Here is an 18,167-nt window from a genome sequence, read left to right as displayed (position 1 = left end):
CACAGGAACTAACATGAACAGAAAACATAAGCCTAAAATTGCTAAAAACATAATAGAACTTATAGGAAATACTCCTCTAGTTTCATTAGAGCAAATCAGTAAAAATTTACCAGGAAATATCGTCGCAAAACTTGAGTACTTTAATCCTATGTCAAGTGTTAAAGATAGAGTCGGTGCTGAGATGATTGAGAGTGCTGAAATATCTGGTGTACTTAAAAAAGGTATGACGATTATAGAGCCTACAAGTGGTAATACAGGAATAGCCTTAGCTTTTGTGGCTGCTAGTAAAGGTTATGAATTAATTATTACAATGCCTGATACAATGAGTATAGAAAGACAAAAAATTATGAAAGCATTAGGAACTAAAATCATACTGACTCCTGGAGCAGATGGCATGAAAGGTGCTATTGCAAAAGCTACTGAAATTACAGAGTCAAGCTCTAACTACTATATGCCTCAGCAATTTAATAACCTAACGAATCCAGAAGCTCACCGTAAAACTACTGCTATAGAAATATGGGAGGATACAGATGGACAAGTAGACTTACTAGTTTCTGCTGTTGGTACTGGAGGTACTATCACAGGTATTGCTAGTACTCTAAAGAAAGTTAAGTCGTCACTAAAAGCAGTTGCTGTAGAACCTGAAGGTTCTGCAGTTTTATCAGGAGAACCGTCAGGTCCACATAAAATCCAAGGTATTGGAGCAGGATTTATTCCTAAAACATTAGATATAGGTGTAATCGATGAAGTAATCAAAGTATCCGACGATGATTCAAAAAAATATGTACATCTATTAGCAAAAGAAGAAGGAATTTTAGCAGGAATTTCATCAGGTGCTGCTTTATGTGCAGCTATTAAACTAGCTGCTCGTGAAGAAAATAAAGACAAGATGATAGTTGTAATATTAGCATCATGTGGTGAGAGATATTTATCTACTTGGCTGTATGATGATATTTAAGGTAAAACCAACCTCTTATTTAAGCTAACCAGCACTATTCCTAGAAACTAACTTTTGACAAACTTGCTCTAAAGAAACTTTTTTCTCTCTAAGCAAAACTAATAAGTGAAATAATAAGTCCGCTGTCTCAGAAATTAACTCATCATCAGAATCTTGTTTCATTGCAGCAATCACAACTTCCACACCCTCTTCGCCAACCTTTTGAGCGATTCGTGGTAAGCCTTCTTTGAATAAACTAGTTAAATAGCTATTCTCAGGTAAGTAATCTTTTCTTTCAGCTATTAGTTTTTCTAATTTATCGATTATATACAAAGAGCTATTCTCTTCATTTTTAGTAAAACATGATTTACTTCCAGTATGGCAAGTTGGGCCATAAGGTATAGCTTTGATAAGTATAGAATCATTATCACAATCGATAGCTATATCTTTTAACTCAAGAAAATTACCACTTTCTTCGCCCTTAGTCCATAAACGTTTTTTACTACGACTATAGAAAGTTACTTTGCCTATTTCTAAAGTTTTTTCTAAAGATTCTTTACTCATATAACCTAGCATTAAGACACTATTATCAATTGCTGATTGAATAATAGCTGGAACTAAATTATCCATTTTTTGCCAAGCTATAGATTCTATAATTTTGTTATCCATTTTATATCCTATTTTACTATTCTTGTCGGTATATTATTTTTAAAAAGCTCTTGTTTTAACTCAGGTATAGCAATAATGTCATCATGAAATACACTAGCTGCCAAAGCACCATCTATATTGGTATATTTAAATACATCAATAAAATGTTGAATCTCACCAGCTCCACCAGAGGCAATAATAGGTATTGAGACATTTGATTGAACTTCTCTAAGATGCTCTAGATCATAACCACCCTTGACACCATCATGATTCATGCAATTGAGAACTATCTCGCCTGCTCCACGTGATTCAACCTCTTTTGCCCAGCTAATGGGATCTAGTAATGTCTGAACAGTTTTATCTGCACTTCCTGTATATTGACAAACTTTAAATTCACCATCGATAAATTTACTATCTAACCCAACCACCACACATTGAGTGCCAAACTCATAAACTAACTCATCTATCAAATCAGGTCTAGCAAGTGCTGCTGAATTAACAGATATCTTATCTGCACCTTCATTTAATATAGCGCGAGCATTCTCCACAGACTTGATACCTCCAGCTACACAGAATGGTATATTTATCTTTTTAGCTATCTCTTGTATCCATTTTATAGAGAGCAGTTTGTTATCAGGACTTGCACCAATATCATAAAAAACTAACTCATCAGCACCAGCTTCTGAGTATTTCTGTGCAAGCTCAATAATGTCACCAATAACTCTATGATTTCTAAACTTTACACCTTTAACAACGACACCATCTTTTACATCAAGACATGGGATTATTCTTTTAGTTAACATTCTAATGCCTCTTGTAGTGTAAATTTATTTTCATATAAAGCTTTACCAATAATTACACCATAGACTTTTTGTTCTTTTAATATTTCTAGATCCTGCAAGCCTCCAACTCCACCAGAAGCCATAAACTTAATATCTGGATAAATAGATGAATAGATTCTATACAGCTCAAAATTTGGTCCTTGCAACATACCATCTCGAGAAATATCAGTACATAAAACATATTCAAGCCCATCACTAAGATAAGTTTGTAATATCTCATCTAAAGTAGTTGCACTAGACTCTTGCCAGCCATGCGTTGCTATATAAGGAATACCTTCTTTGATAAAAACATCTAAAGCTAAAACTATCTTTTCAGCGCCATATTTCTCAAAAAACTTCTTCGTTAATGCTGTATCCTTAACAGCTAAACTACCAACAACTACTCTATCAACTCCAATTTCTAGAAGTTTTTCAATAGTCTCAAAATCTTTGACACCACCACCAACTTGTAGAGTCATATTACAGTTATTTCTAATCTGCTGGATAGTTTCAAACTGACAAGTTTGACCTTTTTTAGCACCATCAAGATCTACAACATGGATAAACTCTGCTCCAGCTTGCTGATATGCTTTTGCAACACCTTTAGGTTCAAGCTCATAAGTCGTAGCTTTATTAAAATCACCTTTTTCTAAACGAACACATTTGCCATTTATTAGATCTATCGCTGGAAATATATTCATCTACAAAGCTCCTTGTATAAAATTCTCTAAAATCTTCATCCCAACCCTACCAGATTTTTCAGGATGAAACTGTATACCATAAAAGTTATCTTTATTTACCATCGCAGTGAAATCATTTATATAGTCATTCGTAGCTATATTAAATTGATTAAGCTCAGCATAAAAACTATGCACAAAATATACATAATCATCCTCTGCAATGTCTTTAAATAAAAAATGATCCTTATTTATATTTTGTAAACTATTCCAACCCATATGTGGAATACTAAAGCTTTGAGTTTTCTTAAAAGCTTTTACTTTTTCAGAAAAAATACCCAAGCAATCTGTATTTCCTTCTTCAGAAAAACTATACATAATTTGCATTCCTAAACAGATTCCTAATACTGGTTGTGTCAGCTTTGGAATAAGCTTATCTAAATTGTTTTTTCTTAAACTATCCATAGCTGATTTAGCATGTCCCACACCTGGCAAAATCACGCAAGCTGCTTTTTGGATTACTTCAGGATCATGAGTTAAAACTATTTGTCGACCTAGTTTCTCAAAGGCATATTTTACAGAGGCAAAATTACTACCACAACAATCTATTATTGCTATCATAATACCCCTTTTGAGCTTGGAATCTCACCTATACCATCTTTAGCAACTGCCTGTTTAAGAACTTTACCTAAACCCTTAAAGCAAGCTTCTATCTTATGATGCGTATTTTCACCAGTAACTTTGATATGTAGTGTTGCCTTTAGACCTTCAGCAAAAGACACAAAGAAATGCTTCACTAACTCTACGGATAAATCACCCACCATTTCCCGATCAAAATCTGCCTCAAATGAGCAATAATTCCTACCACTTAAATCTAGAGCAATCTCAACTAAAGCCTCATCCATTGGTAGTAAAAACCCATAACGATTAATACCATATTTATCACCTAAAGCCTGAGCAACTGCTTGTGAAAGAGTTATTGCAACATCTTCAACGCAATGATGATCATCTATATGCAAGTCACCCTTTGCCTTAATTACAGCACTTATACCAGCATGTTTTACAATTTGATCGAGCATATGATCAAAGAAGCCTAGACCTGTCTCTATTTCTCGAGTTCCATGAGCATCTAAGTTAACTTTTACAACGATATCAGTCTCATTAGTTGTACGCTTGATTTCAGCGACCCTAGGCTTATTTAATATCGCTGTAGTTATGTTATCCCAAGTTTGATATTCTCCGAAACCAAATTGAATAGGATTAACCTTTATATTGTGAGCTAACTGAACATCTGTCTCTCTATCACCAATCACATAACTATCTTTTAGAGAGATCTTCTGCTCGACTAAATAATCCATCAGCAAACCAACTTTAGGCTTACGACAATTACAATTCTCATGAGCAAAATGTGGACAAATTAAAACATTCTTAAACTCAATACCTTGTGATTTGAATATTTTCATCATTAGGTCATGTGGCGCATCAAAATCTTCTTGAGGAAAAGACTCAGTGCCTAAGCCATCTTGATTTGATACCATTACAAGTTTAAAACCTGCTTTTTGTAATTTTTTAAGAGCTTCAAAAACACCTTCAAAAAACTCTAATTTTTCGATACTATCAACCTGCTTATCTATAGGTGGCTCGACTATTAAGGTTCCATCTCTATCAATAAATAAATATTTATTTTGCTTCATAATCACCACTTAATTTTTGTAATACTTCGATTAGTTTTTTATTTTCAACTGATGTTCCAATACTTATTCTTAACATCTTTTCATCATTAAAAAAGTGCGCCATAGAACGGACAACTATGTTATTTGTGATTAAATCATCAAAAACTGCCTTGTTAAAATTGACTAGCAAAAAGTTTGCATCTGATGAGTATACTTTGTTTACTATCGCTAACTTTTCTAACTCTTCAAGCACTAGTTGTCTTTGTTGTTTTATTTCCTCAATCTGACTATCTAACTTAACTAAGCTTTTATCATCAAGCAAATCTACTATAGTCGTTTCAGTAGTTTTAGGAATTGGATATGGTGCTAATATTTTTCTTAACCATTTAATCATTTTAGCGTTAGAAATTACAGTACCTAATCTAAGCCCTGCCATACCAAATGACTTTGATAATGTTCTTAATACAACTAAATTTTGAAATTTATCAATAAGATTAGTAGCTGATTGCTCTGTGCTGAATTCTATATATGCCTCATCGACAACAACTATACATTTATCTGCTAAACTAGCTAATACCTTTTCAATCTCACCTAAAGAAAGTGATTTACCAGTTGGATTATTAGGAGTACATAAAAAAAGTAACTTACAGTTATTAGGAATACTTTCTAAAAGCTTAGAAATATCAAGTTCAAAATCATTTTCCTGATCAAGCTTTATAGTTTTATACTCTACACCTTGTAATTGTGCAGCTATTTTATACATTCCAAATGTTGGCTCTACCGCAAATACACTGTCTTTTTTATATTCACAAAATAGTCTAAATAAAAGATCTATCCCCTCATCACTTCCTCGAGTAACTAACAAATTATCAGCTTTTACTTCATATATTTTCGCTAAACGCTGAACTAACTCTTGAGGCTGTTGTGAAGGATAACGGTTAAATAGTTTTTCATCATCATAAGGTGACTCATTTGCATTCAGCCATATATTCCCTTGAACCTTCAAAGATCTTGCTGACGAATACGCACTAAACTCTTGCAAATCTTTACGAATTAATTTTTCTAGCTTTTGCATATTTTATAAGCTCTCCAAACGAATTTTAACAGCCATTTCATGAGCTTTGAGACCTTCTATATCGGCTAATCTCATAGCCATTTTGCCTATATTTTTTATTCCTTGTTTCGATACATTTTGGACACTTATCGCTTTCATAAAATCTATAGTTGCTAAACCACTATAAGCTTTTGCATATCCATAAGTAGGTAACACATGGTTTGATCCTGTAATATAATCACCTAATGCTTCTGCTGCCCAAGGACCAACAAATATAGCTCCTGCATTTTCGATACTATCAATATAGTCATCCGCATTTTCGATATTTAAAATAAGATGCTCAGAAGCATATTCATTAGCAATCTTAATTGACTCATCAATACAGCTTGTAATTATAATTGCACTATTTATGAGTGATTTTTCAATGATAGATTTTCTTTGAGCTGTATCAGTCTGCTTAGAAACTTCATCTCTAACTTTATTAGCTAAAGCTAGACTAGTTGTGATTAGTATAGCTTGTGAATCAACTCCATGTTCAGCTTGTGCTAATAGATCTGCAGCAACAAATCTTGGATCTGCACACTCATCAGCTATTACTAAAACTTCTGAAGGCCCTGCTGGTAAATCTATAGCAGCTCCTTGACTATCATTAGATACTTGCTGTTTTGCTTCTGTAACCCATGAGTTCCCAGGTCCAAAAATTTTATTTACCTTGGGTACTGTTTCTGTACCATAAGCTAATGCAGCTATCGCCTGAGCCCCACCTAGTTTATAAATATTTGATACCTTACAAATATCTGCAGCTATTAAAATTAGTGGATGAACATTTCCATTTTTATCACATGGAGTAATTACGAAAACATCTTTACATCCTGCAATTTGTGCTGGTGCTGCTAGCATTATCAAAGTTGATACTAACGGAGCTGAACCTCCAGGCACATATAAACCAACTTTTTCGATAGGTTTATAAACTTTTTTACAAACCACACCATCATTAGTATCACAAATAGTAGTCTTTGGTTTCATAACTTTATGATAGTTAGATATACGCGCTATAGAGCTCTTAATCAAACCAACATCATCCTGTGAAACTAATGAATAAGCTTTTTTAATCTCATCCGCTGTGACTTCAATATCATCTAAATCAACACAATCAAACTTTGAAGTAAACTCAAAAAGAGCTTTATCTCCATTTTTCTGTACTGCATTTAATATATCTCTAACACCTGAGATTAAGCTAGCTTTATTAGCAGAAACTGGGCGAGCTAGAAGATCTATTTGTTTTTTTATATCAAGCTCTTGCCAATTATATATTCCTATCATTATACTTATTTACTCCAACATTTTCTCAATTGGTAATACTAATATAGAGCTAGCGCCTGCTTCTTTTAACTTCTCTAAAGTTCCCCAGAAAACTCCTTCTTTGGTAACTAAATGTATCGCTACCTTATTATCATCATACAAAGGCATAATAGTTTGCCCCTCATGACCAGGTAAAATATCCTTAATAGTATCAACAGCATCTTTATCAATATGAAACATAATATACTTTCTCTCTTGAGCATGTCTTACACCCTCAATTCTTCTAAGTAATAATTGATAATACTCTTCCAACTCATCTCCAAAACTCTCATTTGAGCGAATTAAAATTGCTTGGCTTTTCATTATAGTATGAATCTCTTTAAGATTATTTTCTTCTAATGTTCTGCCAGTGGAAACTAAATCACATATAGAGCTTGCCATTTGTAAATTAGGAGCTATTTCAACTGAGCCAGAAATAGATAAAGGATCAAGACCTAAATCATTCTTTTCTGAAAATTGTTGAATTAAATAAGGGTATGAAGTTGCTATTCGCGTATTTTTTAAATCGTTTAAATCTTCGCTAGCATTACTTGGTACTGCTATGGATAATCTACATTTACCAAACCCAAGTTTCTTGGTTTTTATAATGTCATTGTTTTTATTAGTATCTTTTATGCTTAGGAGATACTCTTCTAAAACATTTTCACCAACTATACCAAAATCACATACATTACCATTTACTAATGTTGGGATATCATCATCTCTAACAAAAAGAAAATCTATAGGAGCATTTATAGAATGGCACAACAAGTTACTCTTACTTGAAAACTCTACCTTAACACCTATTTTTTTAAATAACTCCATAGAATTATCATTTAGTCTTCCTTTCTTTTGTACAGCAACTCTTAGTCTTTTTCTCATATTAATTCTCTTTTTTAATTTTGTTATAGATAGTGTTATAGCCATTCGTTCCGTAAGTAAGACATCTTGCAACCCTGCTAATAGTGGTTAAACTAACACCTGTTTCAGCATGGATTTGTCGATATGGTTTATCTTCTTTTAGTTCTTTAACGACTCTCCAACGAGCAGCCATAGCCACCAAATCAACAGGAGTACATAAATCCTCAAGAAAAAGTTTAGCTTCTTCAACCGATTCAAAATTAGTGAAAACTTCATAAAGCTCATGTAAATTTTCTTCGTTATCTTTTATTTCAGACATTCAGAATAAATCAATGTATTAATGTACTAACATAGTAGTACACAATATCAAGCATTACAAACAAATATTAAAATAAATTTAGTTTTTTTGGAAAAAGAGAAAGTCTTAGTTGAGGGTGGTATAACAGGATACTTAATTTATTTTATTATCTTGCAGAAGGGTTGTCGATCTTATATTACAAATTTAAAATAATTATTTAGAACTTTAAAGGACTCTTTACTCTTCTAATTCAATACCATTTGTCTCAGGCATTTTAGCTACTATTATTACAATTATTATAGAGGCTAAAATCGCATATAATGCTGGTGCCATTGAACCAAAGTACAAAATCAATAATCCAGAGATTAACGGTACAGTTCCACCAAGTAGAGCATTACTAATATTATAACCTGTAGCTACACCACTAAATCTCAAATGTGTAGGAAAAAGCTCATTAATCGTTACTACAAATGTAGCTGTAGCCGCTGATATAAACAACATCAGTATGCACATCATAATACATGTAAGAACAGGTGAATTTGCACTATTGATGATATACAGACTTGGGTATATAAGAACACCTATAGCGGTACAAGAAGTTAAAAGAACTTTTTTACGACCAATCTTATCAGATATAAACCCCCAAAGTGGTGCTGTTGAAAAATAACAAATAGATGCAATCATAGTCATAAGCATCGCCATGTTTGTTGAATAGCCCAAACCTCCTTCAAGCATCGATGGAATAAATGCTGAAAGCATATAATAAACAATTCCTAAATACCCAGCTAAAGCAAATACTACAAATATCTGATATGGATATTCTTTAATTGCAGAAACCACAGGCGTATCATCTAAGGCACCATCTTCTTTAGCTTTTAAGTATTCAGGGGATTCATCCTGTAAAAACTGCATTACTAATACTATCAAGGCCATAATTGTACCTATAATAAAACAAGCTCTCCAACCATACGCATGCATTTGTGAATCAGTTAAGTAATATGAAAATATAAAAACTATAACTGTGCCTAAAAATACTCCAAACCCAGAAAAGAAGGTTCCAAATGCCGTTACCAACCCTCTTTTATCATCAGGAGCTTGTTCGCTTAATATCGCTAAAACACCATTATATTCACCACCGATTGAGAAACCTTGTATCATCCTAGCAAATACTATTAATAATACCGAAAATACCCCAATACTTTGATAGCTTGGTGTAAATGCTATTATAGCTGTTGATATTGCCATTAATGCAACTGTAATTATTAGGACACTTTTTCTACCTAGCTTATCACCTAGATTTCCAAAAAATATACCACCTACAGGCCTCATCAAATAGCCTGCAGCAAACATACCAAATGTTTTTATCATCGCAACAGTAGAGTCGCTCTCGGGAAAAAAAGCTGCTGATATGTATACAGTAACATAAGCAAATAGAGCAAAATCAAAGTATTCAACACTTGTTGCTAAACCAGCAAAAATTACATTTTTAGGGGAAATATTCTTTTGCATTTTCATTTAATTTTAAATAGTTTTGACTAATACTATAAGACAATGATTTATTTTGCAAAAAAACTCTTATAATATTTAACTAATAACCAAATAAATACATAAAACCATGTTTAAAAACAAAAAACTCTTGCTCTCAATATGCTTAACACTACCAAGCTTCATTTTTGCTAATGATAATTCATTTAACCTAAAGACATTAGAACAACAACAGAATGCTGTAGCAAATATTCAATATAATACAAATGTTTCCTCCTCTGATGAAAACAATGGAGCTACTACAAAACGTGGAGACCCAGCTGATGCTATGAAATCTTTAGCTAGTGCCAGTGAAATGTCTAAAGATAATTTATACCTATATAATCAACTAATGATGTCATTAGGTAATCTACAAGTTTTAAATAACCATATTGATCAAGCTAAAGCTACTTTCACAAAACTTGGAAGTATAAACTCTAACAAAAACCCTATACTACAAGTTTATTTAACAGCATACTCACTACTATGGAACCCTGTAGAATATAAAAATGACCTAAATATTTTAAAAGCTTCTAAATGGCAGAAAATGCCACATTATATAAAAGCTATCGAAACTGCAGAGAATAGTTTTGATATAAAGCTAAACACCTCTGTTGATAAACTTCCAAAACTAGATCAAAATCGTCTAGCAATAGTTGTTTTAGGATATGCTTTAAATGATGATGGTACTACGACAGATATTCTTACTGATAGACTAAAAAAGGTTCTTGATGCTTACCATAACTACCCTAATGCTATAATCATAGTGAGTGGTGGTGCCGCTCGTAACGGTACGACTGAATCATATCAAATGAAGCAATGGTTGATTAAACATAAAGTTCCCAGTAACAAAATCATTCAAGAAGATCAATCTATTAGCACTGTAACAAATGGTTTAAACACTATCGAGATATTTAAGAAAATAAATAGACCTATTCAAGATATTTTACTAATTTCTAGTGATTCTCATACTCGTAGAGCAACAGCTATATTTGAGCAAGCAATAGCTAATTCTCAAATGCCAATTAAAGTCAACAACCTTGTTGCAAGCACAAAACAATATGACATAGATAAACCTGCTAATAAACAAGAACAAGCACTAATTATAGTAGACACTTTAAGAACTGCTGGGCTTTGGGAAATGCCTGGTATGGTTTTTTAGTATCAAAATAATCATAATCCTTAATCGCTTATTTATTTTATTAAAAAACTCTTATATTATCTGTATAAGAGCTAAACAACTAATGCTTAAAATATGAAATTTATAAATAAACATTTTTTACTAATGTATTTGTTTATATTTGCAATGATCGGGAATTGTTATTCTGCTGAAGAGATTATTGCTCCAGAATTAACAACTATAGATCTCGAGCAACAAGCAATTGAAAATGTTCGCAATAGTAAGCTTAACCATGAGCTTGCTGATCAATATCTAAATAAAGCTCTAAATGTAATACAGATAGCTGTAAAAAAAGCTGATACTGATAGCAATGAGTTTTTACGACTTGGACTTTCCTTATTTTCACTACAAATAGATACTGAAAGATACAAGGAGGCTGGGGTAACATTACAAATGCTGGTTCAAAAATTCCCAGAAAACCCAATTATTCAAGTGTATAAAACAGCGTATTCAAATGTATTTGAATTTAGTGATTATAGAAAATCTTTATCAGGATTAAAAGAATCATCATGGTCTAGAATGCCAGTATTCTTAAACTCTTTTGATATAATTACAAAAAGTTTTAACTTACATATAAACACTAGATCTAACCAGATATCTATACCTCAGAAATCTACTCCTGTAATCATAATTCTAGGATCTCCTTTAAACCCTGACGGCTCACTTAATAATCCACTGATAAAAAGTTTAACCAAGGGTAAACTTGCCTACGAGAGATTTCCTAACTCAAAGATTATTGTCACTGGTGGCAGAGCTAAATCGGGAGTCACAGAATCATATAAGATGAAGCAATGGCTAGTTAATAACAAAATACCTAAAAATCAAATAATCATGGAAGATCAGTCCTATGATTTAGTATGGCAAACTATGAATACCTTCAAAATATTAAAAGGTCTAAATCCTAAAGCTTCTGATATTATAATAATTACATCTGCATCAAAAATCAGAAATGCTAATGCTGTATTTAAACAAGAAGCATTTGATAACAATATGCTTGATCTTAGACTGCATAATCTAGCTACTGAATCAAAAAAATATAACATTTATGACTCTCTTAGTTACGCTGAAAAAGTATTGATAATAAAAGATACTCTTAGGGCCGCAGGCATTTGGATGATGCCTGGAATGAGTTTTTAAAATAATTTCTATAAAAATATGGAGTAAAACAGCATTATGAGTAAAATAAATTTTTTCAATAATCGTGAACTGTTTAAACAGCATCTAAATTTTACAGGTTCAGCTGAACAGCCAAAAAGAATGGACATCGTAGATTTAGCAAAACAAAAAGCTAAAAAAAACAACCTAATTAACAGCCATAAAATACTTCCAGAAAATTTTTCTGATGAATTTTTAACGTATTTAAATCAAATCCACTCTAACAAACATATTTCTGAAATCACCAATTCTCCGAAATATTTAACTTCAACGTACCCACTTAAAGCATTCACACAGACATTTGATACTGCTATTAAAAACAATCAAATATCTTTTTATGCTATGCGCCCTCCTGGCCATCATAGTTTTGATGGTGGTATCTGTAAAGATGATGATTTTGATGGCGGTTATCAAGTTGGCGAAGGCTTCTGTTATTTCAACAATATTGCATTTGCAAGTATGCTAGCGAACATCAAATACAGTAAAAAATCAATACTGATCATAGACTGGGATTACCATCATGGTAATGGTACTCAAAGTGTCCTTTTTGATATTAAAGACAACAGTATCAAAGCTAGGTTCAAAGATTTTGAAACTTATTTCATATCATTTCATAATGCTACGATTTACCCATATAATGAGGATCCTGACTTAGAGCCTGATAATTACGCTACAGTATGTGGTAAAGCTAATAACTCAAATAGTTTTATTAAAAACATACATACTTCAAAAAAAGATTATATAGATAGCATTTTTCTGCCTAAATTTTATAAAACTATAGATGAAGCTTTTGAAAATATTAGTCCTGATTTGGTTTTCATCTCAGCTGGGTTTGATGCTAGACATGGTGATCCAATAGCCAAATTCACCAAAGACGAAGGTTTAAGTGATAATGCGTATCTACAGATGACTAAATATCTAAAATCAAAACTTAAAAATTCTAAAAATGATGCTCCGATTATATCTTTGCTTGAAGGTGGTTATAATGTTACTGATTCAGGGTTTTCTGAAGCTGTATTTCAACACCTTAAAGGGTTATACGAGAACGAATAATTGAATGGGCATCATCAAATTTATAGGCTGTGTGCTACTAGTAATTAGCTGTATGATCGGTGGTGGAATATTGGCACTGCCTATAGTAGCAAATCAGCTTGGTCTCTTAACAACCTTTATACTAATGCTCTTTGCATATATTGTTATGCTTTTTTCTGGTTTTTTAATCGTTGATTTAAGTTCAAAACTTCCTCTTTATAAAAACAATTTCTGTTCTATAGCTGAGGATAGTTTCGGAAAGTATGCTCGATATATCATTATGCTTTCTTTTGCTATCACACTCTATAGTGTATTAACTGCATACATAAATACAAGCCCAGATATCTTTCTAAATACTATTTTTAAAGGGATTTATATTCCCTACCAAAATAAAGTGTTGAGTCTTTTTTTTACGATAGTATTTGGAACGCTAGTAGTTTTAGGTGTTAAATATGCAGAGAAACTAAACTCTTTAGTAATGATTGCTAAACTTACATTTTTAGTAGTCGCCGTAATATTTTTAAACCTTAATATTTCGAGTTTTGCAAACTATGACTTAAAAAAAATTGAACATCTATCTCAGGGATTTTCTGTAATTATATTAGTTTTTTCTTATCAATCAATAATTCCTAGTCTGGTAAATTATATCGGAAGAGATAACACTAAACAGCTGAAGCTAATACTTACAATAGCTACGACTATTACTCTTGTTGTAAGTTTACTTTGGATAAATGCGATAGTTAGCTTAGTTGAACCTTATGGGAGTAAATACCATAATCAACTAACTCTTGGACAGATTCTAGAAATAATTGATACTTACAACTTCAGTAGTTTCATAACAGCCTTTCTAAAAGCTTTTTTCAACATAACTTTAATAGCTTCATTTATAGCTTTATCTGTTGCATTCATAGATTTTCTAATCGATTCATTCAAACTAAAATACACTTTATTAAATAGATTTTACTGCGGAATTATTGGGTTTATACCATGCTGGTTAGTTGCAAATTTCTATGAAAACTTATTCGTCAAAGCGATAGCTATTTCGGGCTTTAGTGGACTGTTTTTTGCACTTTTGCTACCGTCATTAGCATCATTTAAACAATACAAATCTCAACGAAAACATTCTCCAACACAGTTTTATTTCAAATTATTAATGGTTGTTCTAAGTGTATTAATTATGATGATTATAGCTTTAGGTATGATTTAAACAGATATCAGAGGTTTATTTAATGTCTTCAAAAAACTCATTTTATTCGATAGCTCATCAGGTAAATAAACCTGAAAATATCAGTAAAGTACTTCCTTATTATTCTGGATTAGAGATAGATATAGCCTATAGTGCTTCTAAAAAACAATGGGTGGTTGCTCATCATGATTTTAATAATACAAAGCATTATTCTCTAGAAGATTGGTTAACTAGTTTTAAGCAGCTCTATAGTAAGCGAAAATCAAAACTCTCTATACTATGGTTAGACATTAAGACCCTTGATGACAACAATATAAAAGATATGCTATCTACTATAAACAAACATATCCCTAAAAATATCAGTATTATTTATGACTTAGGTAGACCTCTTAATATTATCAACAAAAATTTTAGTTACAAAAATATTATAAATAATCTACGAGAGATTGATGGCATTGGATGTTGGATAACAAAAGAAGACCTCAATCTTGTTAGTAAAGTCAAGAATCAACTGATCACTGATAAAGTTAAAAACACAATTATTAGCTATGGAGAAGTAGTAGATATAGACTTAGAAGTACTATATAAACTTTGCGAAATTAATAAAAATTTACAAAGTCCTTTTTCTAAAGTCTTTGTCTGGAATATTCAATATATAGAAGAAATTGATGAACTTATAGCTTGGCAAGAAATTTCGGGGATGATTATTGGCTACAAAAAGCAAATGTGGAATGATCGTTGTTTAGATCAGTTAAAATATTTAAATGATTTAAAAGTAAAATTTAATCGTAACACCCCTACTACTTTTTGATAAGGACTAAGAGAAGCTATTAGCTAATATTTTTTTCTTTTCTAGTAGCTAAAAACACCGCAACTGTAATAGCTAAAATAAACGGCATTATAAATGATTCTATAATAGTAACTATTATATTTTGAAGACTTGATTCTAATGGGTTAATTTCGACACTTAAACTCTTCAAACCATAGACTAAACCTACTGTAATCAATGATTTAATAATCATTAATGCTAGTATACTAATAGATATTTTGATCATATAAAAAGTATCTGACTTTAAAAGAGAGAAATTTGACTTAATTGCATCAAACACATTCTTCTGTTCAAGAAGCACATTTGGAAAAACAGTAACAAAAAGTAAGATAGCTAAAAACATACCTATATACTGCAAAAACATTGTAAACATACTCATAATAATCATAGATAGGAAAAATGCTCCTATAAAAGCAAATACTCTCTTAGAAAATATCTGAAGAGATAGTTTTAAAGCATCTGATTGTTTCATTTTTTGCTTTATGAATATACCTTGTAAAAGTAAGATCATTGCATAAACAAATATTGTTGCAACTACAATAACTATCATCATTAAGGCTAAAACTTCTCCCGGAGGGAAGTTAGCAGGTATTTCTTTGCCTTCATTCTCTATAAATTCTAACATTCCATGATTCATCATATAAACCATGCAAAATTCTGAGATAAATGACAACATAAAAGCTAAAGCAAAAGCGATCTTGAAAGATCTCTTATATATATTAACTGCAAGAGATATTGTTTCTTTATAATTTAAACTACTCATTAATCAAACCATTTTTATTATTTTGACAGCGTCAAATATACCATAATTTTAAAACTTTGTGACTAGATTCGTAACTTTATAACCAAAAGAACTTGTAAAAAATCTAACGCTCCCCATATTTATAAATAATAGATTTATACAAAGCCTACAAACAAATAAGGTAAATGATATGGAAATAATGAAAGGTACTACTATTCTTTGCGTAAGAAAAGGTGACAAAGTTGTAATTGGTGGTGATGGCCAAGCTACTTTAGGTCACACTATTGCAAAAGATAATATCGTAAAAGTTAGACAATTAAATGGTGGTAAAGTACTTACTGGTTTCGCTGGATCTACTGCAGATGCATTCACTCTATTTGAAAAATTTGAACAAAAGTTAGAGTTTTATCAAGGTAATCTTGAAAGAGCAGCTGTTGAAATGGTTCGTGAGTGGCGCTTAGATAGAATGTTGAGTAAACTTGAGGCTATGATTATAGTTGCTGATGAAAATAAGTCTCTACTAATTTCTGGTGTTGGTGATGTAATGGCAGCAGATAAAAATGAGATTATATCTATAGGTTCAGGATCAACTTATGCTCGTTCTGCAGCAACAGCTCTAATCGAAAACACAGATTTATCAGCTGAAGAAGTGGTTAAAAAAAGCCTTACAATAGCTGCTGACACTTGTATTTACACAAACCACAACTTTACTATAGAAAGTTTAGATAATAAGAAGGATGCTTAAATTATGACACAAGTATTAACTCCTAAAAAGATTGTACACGAGTTAGAAAGACATATCATTGGTCAAAGTGATGCTAAAAAAGCAGTGGCTATTGCCCTTAGAAATAGATGGAGAAGAATGAATCTTGAAGGCGATATGCGCCAAGAAGTTACTCCAAAAAATATCTTAATGATAGGCCCAACAGGTGTTGGTAAGACTGAAATTGCACGAAGACTGGCAAAACTTGCTGATGCTCCTTTCATAAAAGTTGAAGCTACTAAATTTACAGAAGTTGGTTATGTTGGTAAAGATGTAGAATCTATAATCCGTGATCTTGTAGAGATGGCTGTAAAGATGAAACGTGAAGATGCCAAAAAAATGTACCAAGACAAAGCAGAAGTTCAGGCTGAGGAAAGAATCCTTGATGTACTTCTACCTCCTGCACGCCCTGCTGAGTCAAAAGTTGGCTTTGGTAATGAGCCTGTTGATGAACATGCTAAAAAAGATAAAGATAACTCAACTCGTGAAATATTTAGAAAGAAAATACGTAATGGTGAACTTGATGATAAAGAAATTGAGATTGAAGTTTCAGCTGCTCCTAAACAAATTGGTGTAATGGGACCTCCAGGCATGGAAGATATGACTAGTCAAATTCAAGATTTATTTTCCAATCTAAGTAGTGATAAGAAAAAATCTAAGAAAATGAAAATCAAAGATGCTTTGAAAATTGTAAAAGATGAAGAAGCTGCAAAACTAGTTAATGAAGAAGAGATTAAAGCTAGTGCTTTAGAATCTGTTGAACAAAATGGTATTGTTTTCTTAGATGAAATTGACAAAGTTTGTAAAAAATCTAGCAATAATGGTGGTGATGTATCTCGTGAAGGTGTTCAACGTGACTTACTACCTCTAGTTGAAGGGTCAACAGTATCTACTAAGCATGGTATGATTAAAACAGACCATATATTATTTATAGCATCTGGTGCTTTCCATGTAGCAAAACCTTCTGACCTTATCCCTGAACTTCAAGGTAGACTACCAATTCGTGTAGAGCTTAGATCTTTAGAAATAGCAGATTTTGTTAGAATTCTTAAAGAGCCTGATTGTTCAATCTTAAAGCAATATATAGCTTTAATGAAAACAGAAGGTTTAGAGTTGAGCTTTGAAGATGACGCAATAAAACGCATAGCTGAGATTTCTCATGGAGTTAATGAAGAAGTTGAAAATATCGGTGCTAGAAGACTTCATACTGTAATGGAAAAACTTCTTGAAGAAATATCTTTTGATGCTCCAGAACTTGAAGATAAAACTATAAGCATAACAACTAAATATGTTGATGATAAATTAGGAAATCTTGTTAAAAATAAAGACCTAAGTCAATATATCCTATAATACTCTTTCCTAACTCTCTTAGATTTATTTCTAATAATTTGCTTATTTTATCTGGTTTTTATAAACTCTAAGTGTTATTACTATACTTATAATCAA

General features: G+C 32.0%; 19 protein-coding genes. 8 read left to right on the top strand and 11 right to left on the bottom strand.

What is annotated here, in order from left to right; all coding sequences use genetic code 11:
- Window positions 1-13: 13 nt before the first annotated feature.
- Complete coding sequence (gene cysK, locus CDH04_RS03955) at window positions 14-958, top strand: cysteine synthase A (RefSeq protein ID WP_112869785.1); 945 nt, start codon at window positions 14-16, stop codon at window positions 956-958.
- Window positions 959-982: 24 nt separating this feature from the next.
- Here cysK and hisIE read toward each other — a convergent pair whose 3' ends face one another.
- From hisIE to CDH04_RS03905, 10 genes are all read right to left on the bottom strand, one after another.
- Window positions 983-1,606, bottom strand: coding sequence for a bifunctional phosphoribosyl-AMP cyclohydrolase/phosphoribosyl-ATP diphosphatase HisIE (gene hisIE / locus CDH04_RS03950; protein WP_112869784.1), 624 nt, complete (start codon window positions 1,604-1,606; stop codon window positions 983-985).
- A gap of 8 nt (window positions 1,607-1,614) precedes the next feature.
- The gene (gene hisF / locus CDH04_RS03945) at window positions 1,615-2,388 is read right to left on the bottom strand and encodes an imidazole glycerol phosphate synthase subunit HisF (protein ID WP_112869783.1); all 774 of its coding nucleotides are present in this window, start codon (window positions 2,386-2,388) and stop codon (window positions 1,615-1,617) included.
- Window positions 2,382-3,107 carry a 1-(5-phosphoribosyl)-5-[(5-phosphoribosylamino)methylideneamino]imidazole-4-carboxamide isomerase gene (hisA, locus tag CDH04_RS03940; protein ID WP_112869782.1) on the bottom strand — a complete coding sequence of 242 codons (726 nt, stop codon included), beginning with the start codon at window positions 3,105-3,107 and terminating at the stop codon, window positions 2,382-2,384. Before hisA ends, hisF begins: the two co-directional genes overlap by 7 nt.
- Window positions 3,108-3,704 carry an imidazole glycerol phosphate synthase subunit HisH gene (hisH, locus tag CDH04_RS03935; protein ID WP_112869781.1) on the bottom strand — a complete coding sequence of 199 codons (597 nt, stop codon included), beginning with the start codon at window positions 3,702-3,704 and terminating at the stop codon, window positions 3,108-3,110. It abuts the gene before it with no gap.
- Entirely contained in the window at window positions 3,701-4,777 is a 1,077-nt protein-coding gene (gene hisB / locus CDH04_RS03930; protein ID WP_112869780.1) for a bifunctional histidinol-phosphatase/imidazoleglycerol-phosphate dehydratase HisB, read from the bottom strand. Before hisB ends, hisH begins: the two co-directional genes overlap by 4 nt.
- The gene (hisC, locus tag CDH04_RS03925) at window positions 4,764-5,831 is read right to left on the bottom strand and encodes a histidinol-phosphate transaminase (protein ID WP_112869779.1); all 1,068 of its coding nucleotides are present in this window, start codon (window positions 5,829-5,831) and stop codon (window positions 4,764-4,766) included. Before hisC ends, hisB begins: the two co-directional genes overlap by 14 nt.
- A gap of 3 nt (window positions 5,832-5,834) precedes the next feature.
- On the bottom strand, window positions 5,835-7,133 hold the full coding sequence (gene hisD / locus CDH04_RS03920) for a histidinol dehydrogenase (RefSeq protein ID WP_112869778.1): 1,299 nt from the start codon (window positions 7,131-7,133) through the stop codon (window positions 5,835-5,837).
- A gap of 9 nt (window positions 7,134-7,142) precedes the next feature.
- Entirely contained in the window at window positions 7,143-8,033 is an 891-nt protein-coding gene (gene hisG / locus CDH04_RS03915) for an ATP phosphoribosyltransferase (protein WP_112870893.1), read from the bottom strand.
- Between the two features lies 1 nt (window position 8,034).
- Window positions 8,035-8,331, bottom strand: a complete 297-nt coding sequence (locus CDH04_RS03910; protein ID WP_112869777.1) for a YerC/YecD family TrpR-related protein — start codon at window positions 8,329-8,331, stop codon at window positions 8,035-8,037.
- Between the two features lie 216 nt (window positions 8,332-8,547).
- The gene (locus CDH04_RS03905) at window positions 8,548-9,819 is read right to left on the bottom strand and encodes an MFS transporter (protein WP_112870892.1); all 1,272 of its coding nucleotides are present in this window, start codon (window positions 9,817-9,819) and stop codon (window positions 8,548-8,550) included.
- A gap of 106 nt (window positions 9,820-9,925) precedes the next feature.
- Between CDH04_RS03905 and CDH04_RS03900 the strand changes: the two genes are divergently transcribed.
- The 5 genes from CDH04_RS03900 (at window position 9,926) to CDH04_RS03880 (ending at window position 15,198) form a co-directional block, all read left to right on the top strand.
- The gene (locus CDH04_RS03900; RefSeq protein ID WP_112869776.1) at window positions 9,926-10,996 is read left to right on the top strand and encodes a YdcF family protein; all 1,071 of its coding nucleotides are present in this window, start codon (window positions 9,926-9,928) and stop codon (window positions 10,994-10,996) included.
- A 93-nt stretch (window positions 10,997-11,089) separates the two neighbouring features.
- Window positions 11,090-12,151 (top strand): YdcF family protein, encoded by a 1,062-nt coding sequence (locus CDH04_RS03895; protein WP_112869775.1) that lies wholly within the window; start codon window positions 11,090-11,092, stop codon window positions 12,149-12,151.
- A 36-nt stretch (window positions 12,152-12,187) separates the two neighbouring features.
- Window positions 12,188-13,222, top strand: a complete 1,035-nt coding sequence (locus CDH04_RS03890) for an arginase family protein (RefSeq protein ID WP_112869774.1) — start codon at window positions 12,188-12,190, stop codon at window positions 13,220-13,222.
- A 4-nt stretch (window positions 13,223-13,226) separates the two neighbouring features.
- On the top strand, window positions 13,227-14,408 hold the full coding sequence (locus CDH04_RS03885; protein WP_112869773.1) for an aromatic amino acid transport family protein: 1,182 nt from the start codon (window positions 13,227-13,229) through the stop codon (window positions 14,406-14,408).
- A gap of 22 nt (window positions 14,409-14,430) precedes the next feature.
- Window positions 14,431-15,198 (top strand): PI-PLC domain-containing protein, encoded by a 768-nt coding sequence (locus CDH04_RS03880; RefSeq protein ID WP_112869772.1) that lies wholly within the window; start codon window positions 14,431-14,433, stop codon window positions 15,196-15,198.
- A gap of 19 nt (window positions 15,199-15,217) precedes the next feature.
- Here the strand turns inward: CDH04_RS03880 and CDH04_RS03875 are convergent, their stop codons facing one another.
- Window positions 15,218-15,979 carry a hypothetical protein gene (locus CDH04_RS03875; protein ID WP_112869771.1) on the bottom strand — a complete coding sequence of 254 codons (762 nt, stop codon included), beginning with the start codon at window positions 15,977-15,979 and terminating at the stop codon, window positions 15,218-15,220.
- Between the two features lie 169 nt (window positions 15,980-16,148).
- On the opposite strand from CDH04_RS03875, the gene hslV reads away from it, so the two are divergent.
- Window positions 16,149-16,703 (top strand): ATP-dependent protease subunit HslV, encoded by a 555-nt coding sequence (hslV, locus tag CDH04_RS03870; RefSeq protein ID WP_112869770.1) that lies wholly within the window; start codon window positions 16,149-16,151, stop codon window positions 16,701-16,703.
- A gap of 3 nt (window positions 16,704-16,706) precedes the next feature.
- Complete coding sequence (hslU, locus tag CDH04_RS03865; protein ID WP_112869769.1) at window positions 16,707-18,071, top strand: ATP-dependent protease ATPase subunit HslU; 1,365 nt, start codon at window positions 16,707-16,709, stop codon at window positions 18,069-18,071.
- Window positions 18,072-18,167 lie beyond the last annotated feature (96 nt).

The sequence above is a fragment of the Francisella adeliensis genome, from assembly GCF_003290445.1.
In the GTDB taxonomy this organism is placed as follows: Bacteria; Pseudomonadota; Gammaproteobacteria; order Francisellales; family Francisellaceae; genus Francisella; species Francisella adeliensis.
Note: the sequence above shows the minus strand (reverse complement) of the source record. Positions and strands in the feature narration are given on the sequence as shown.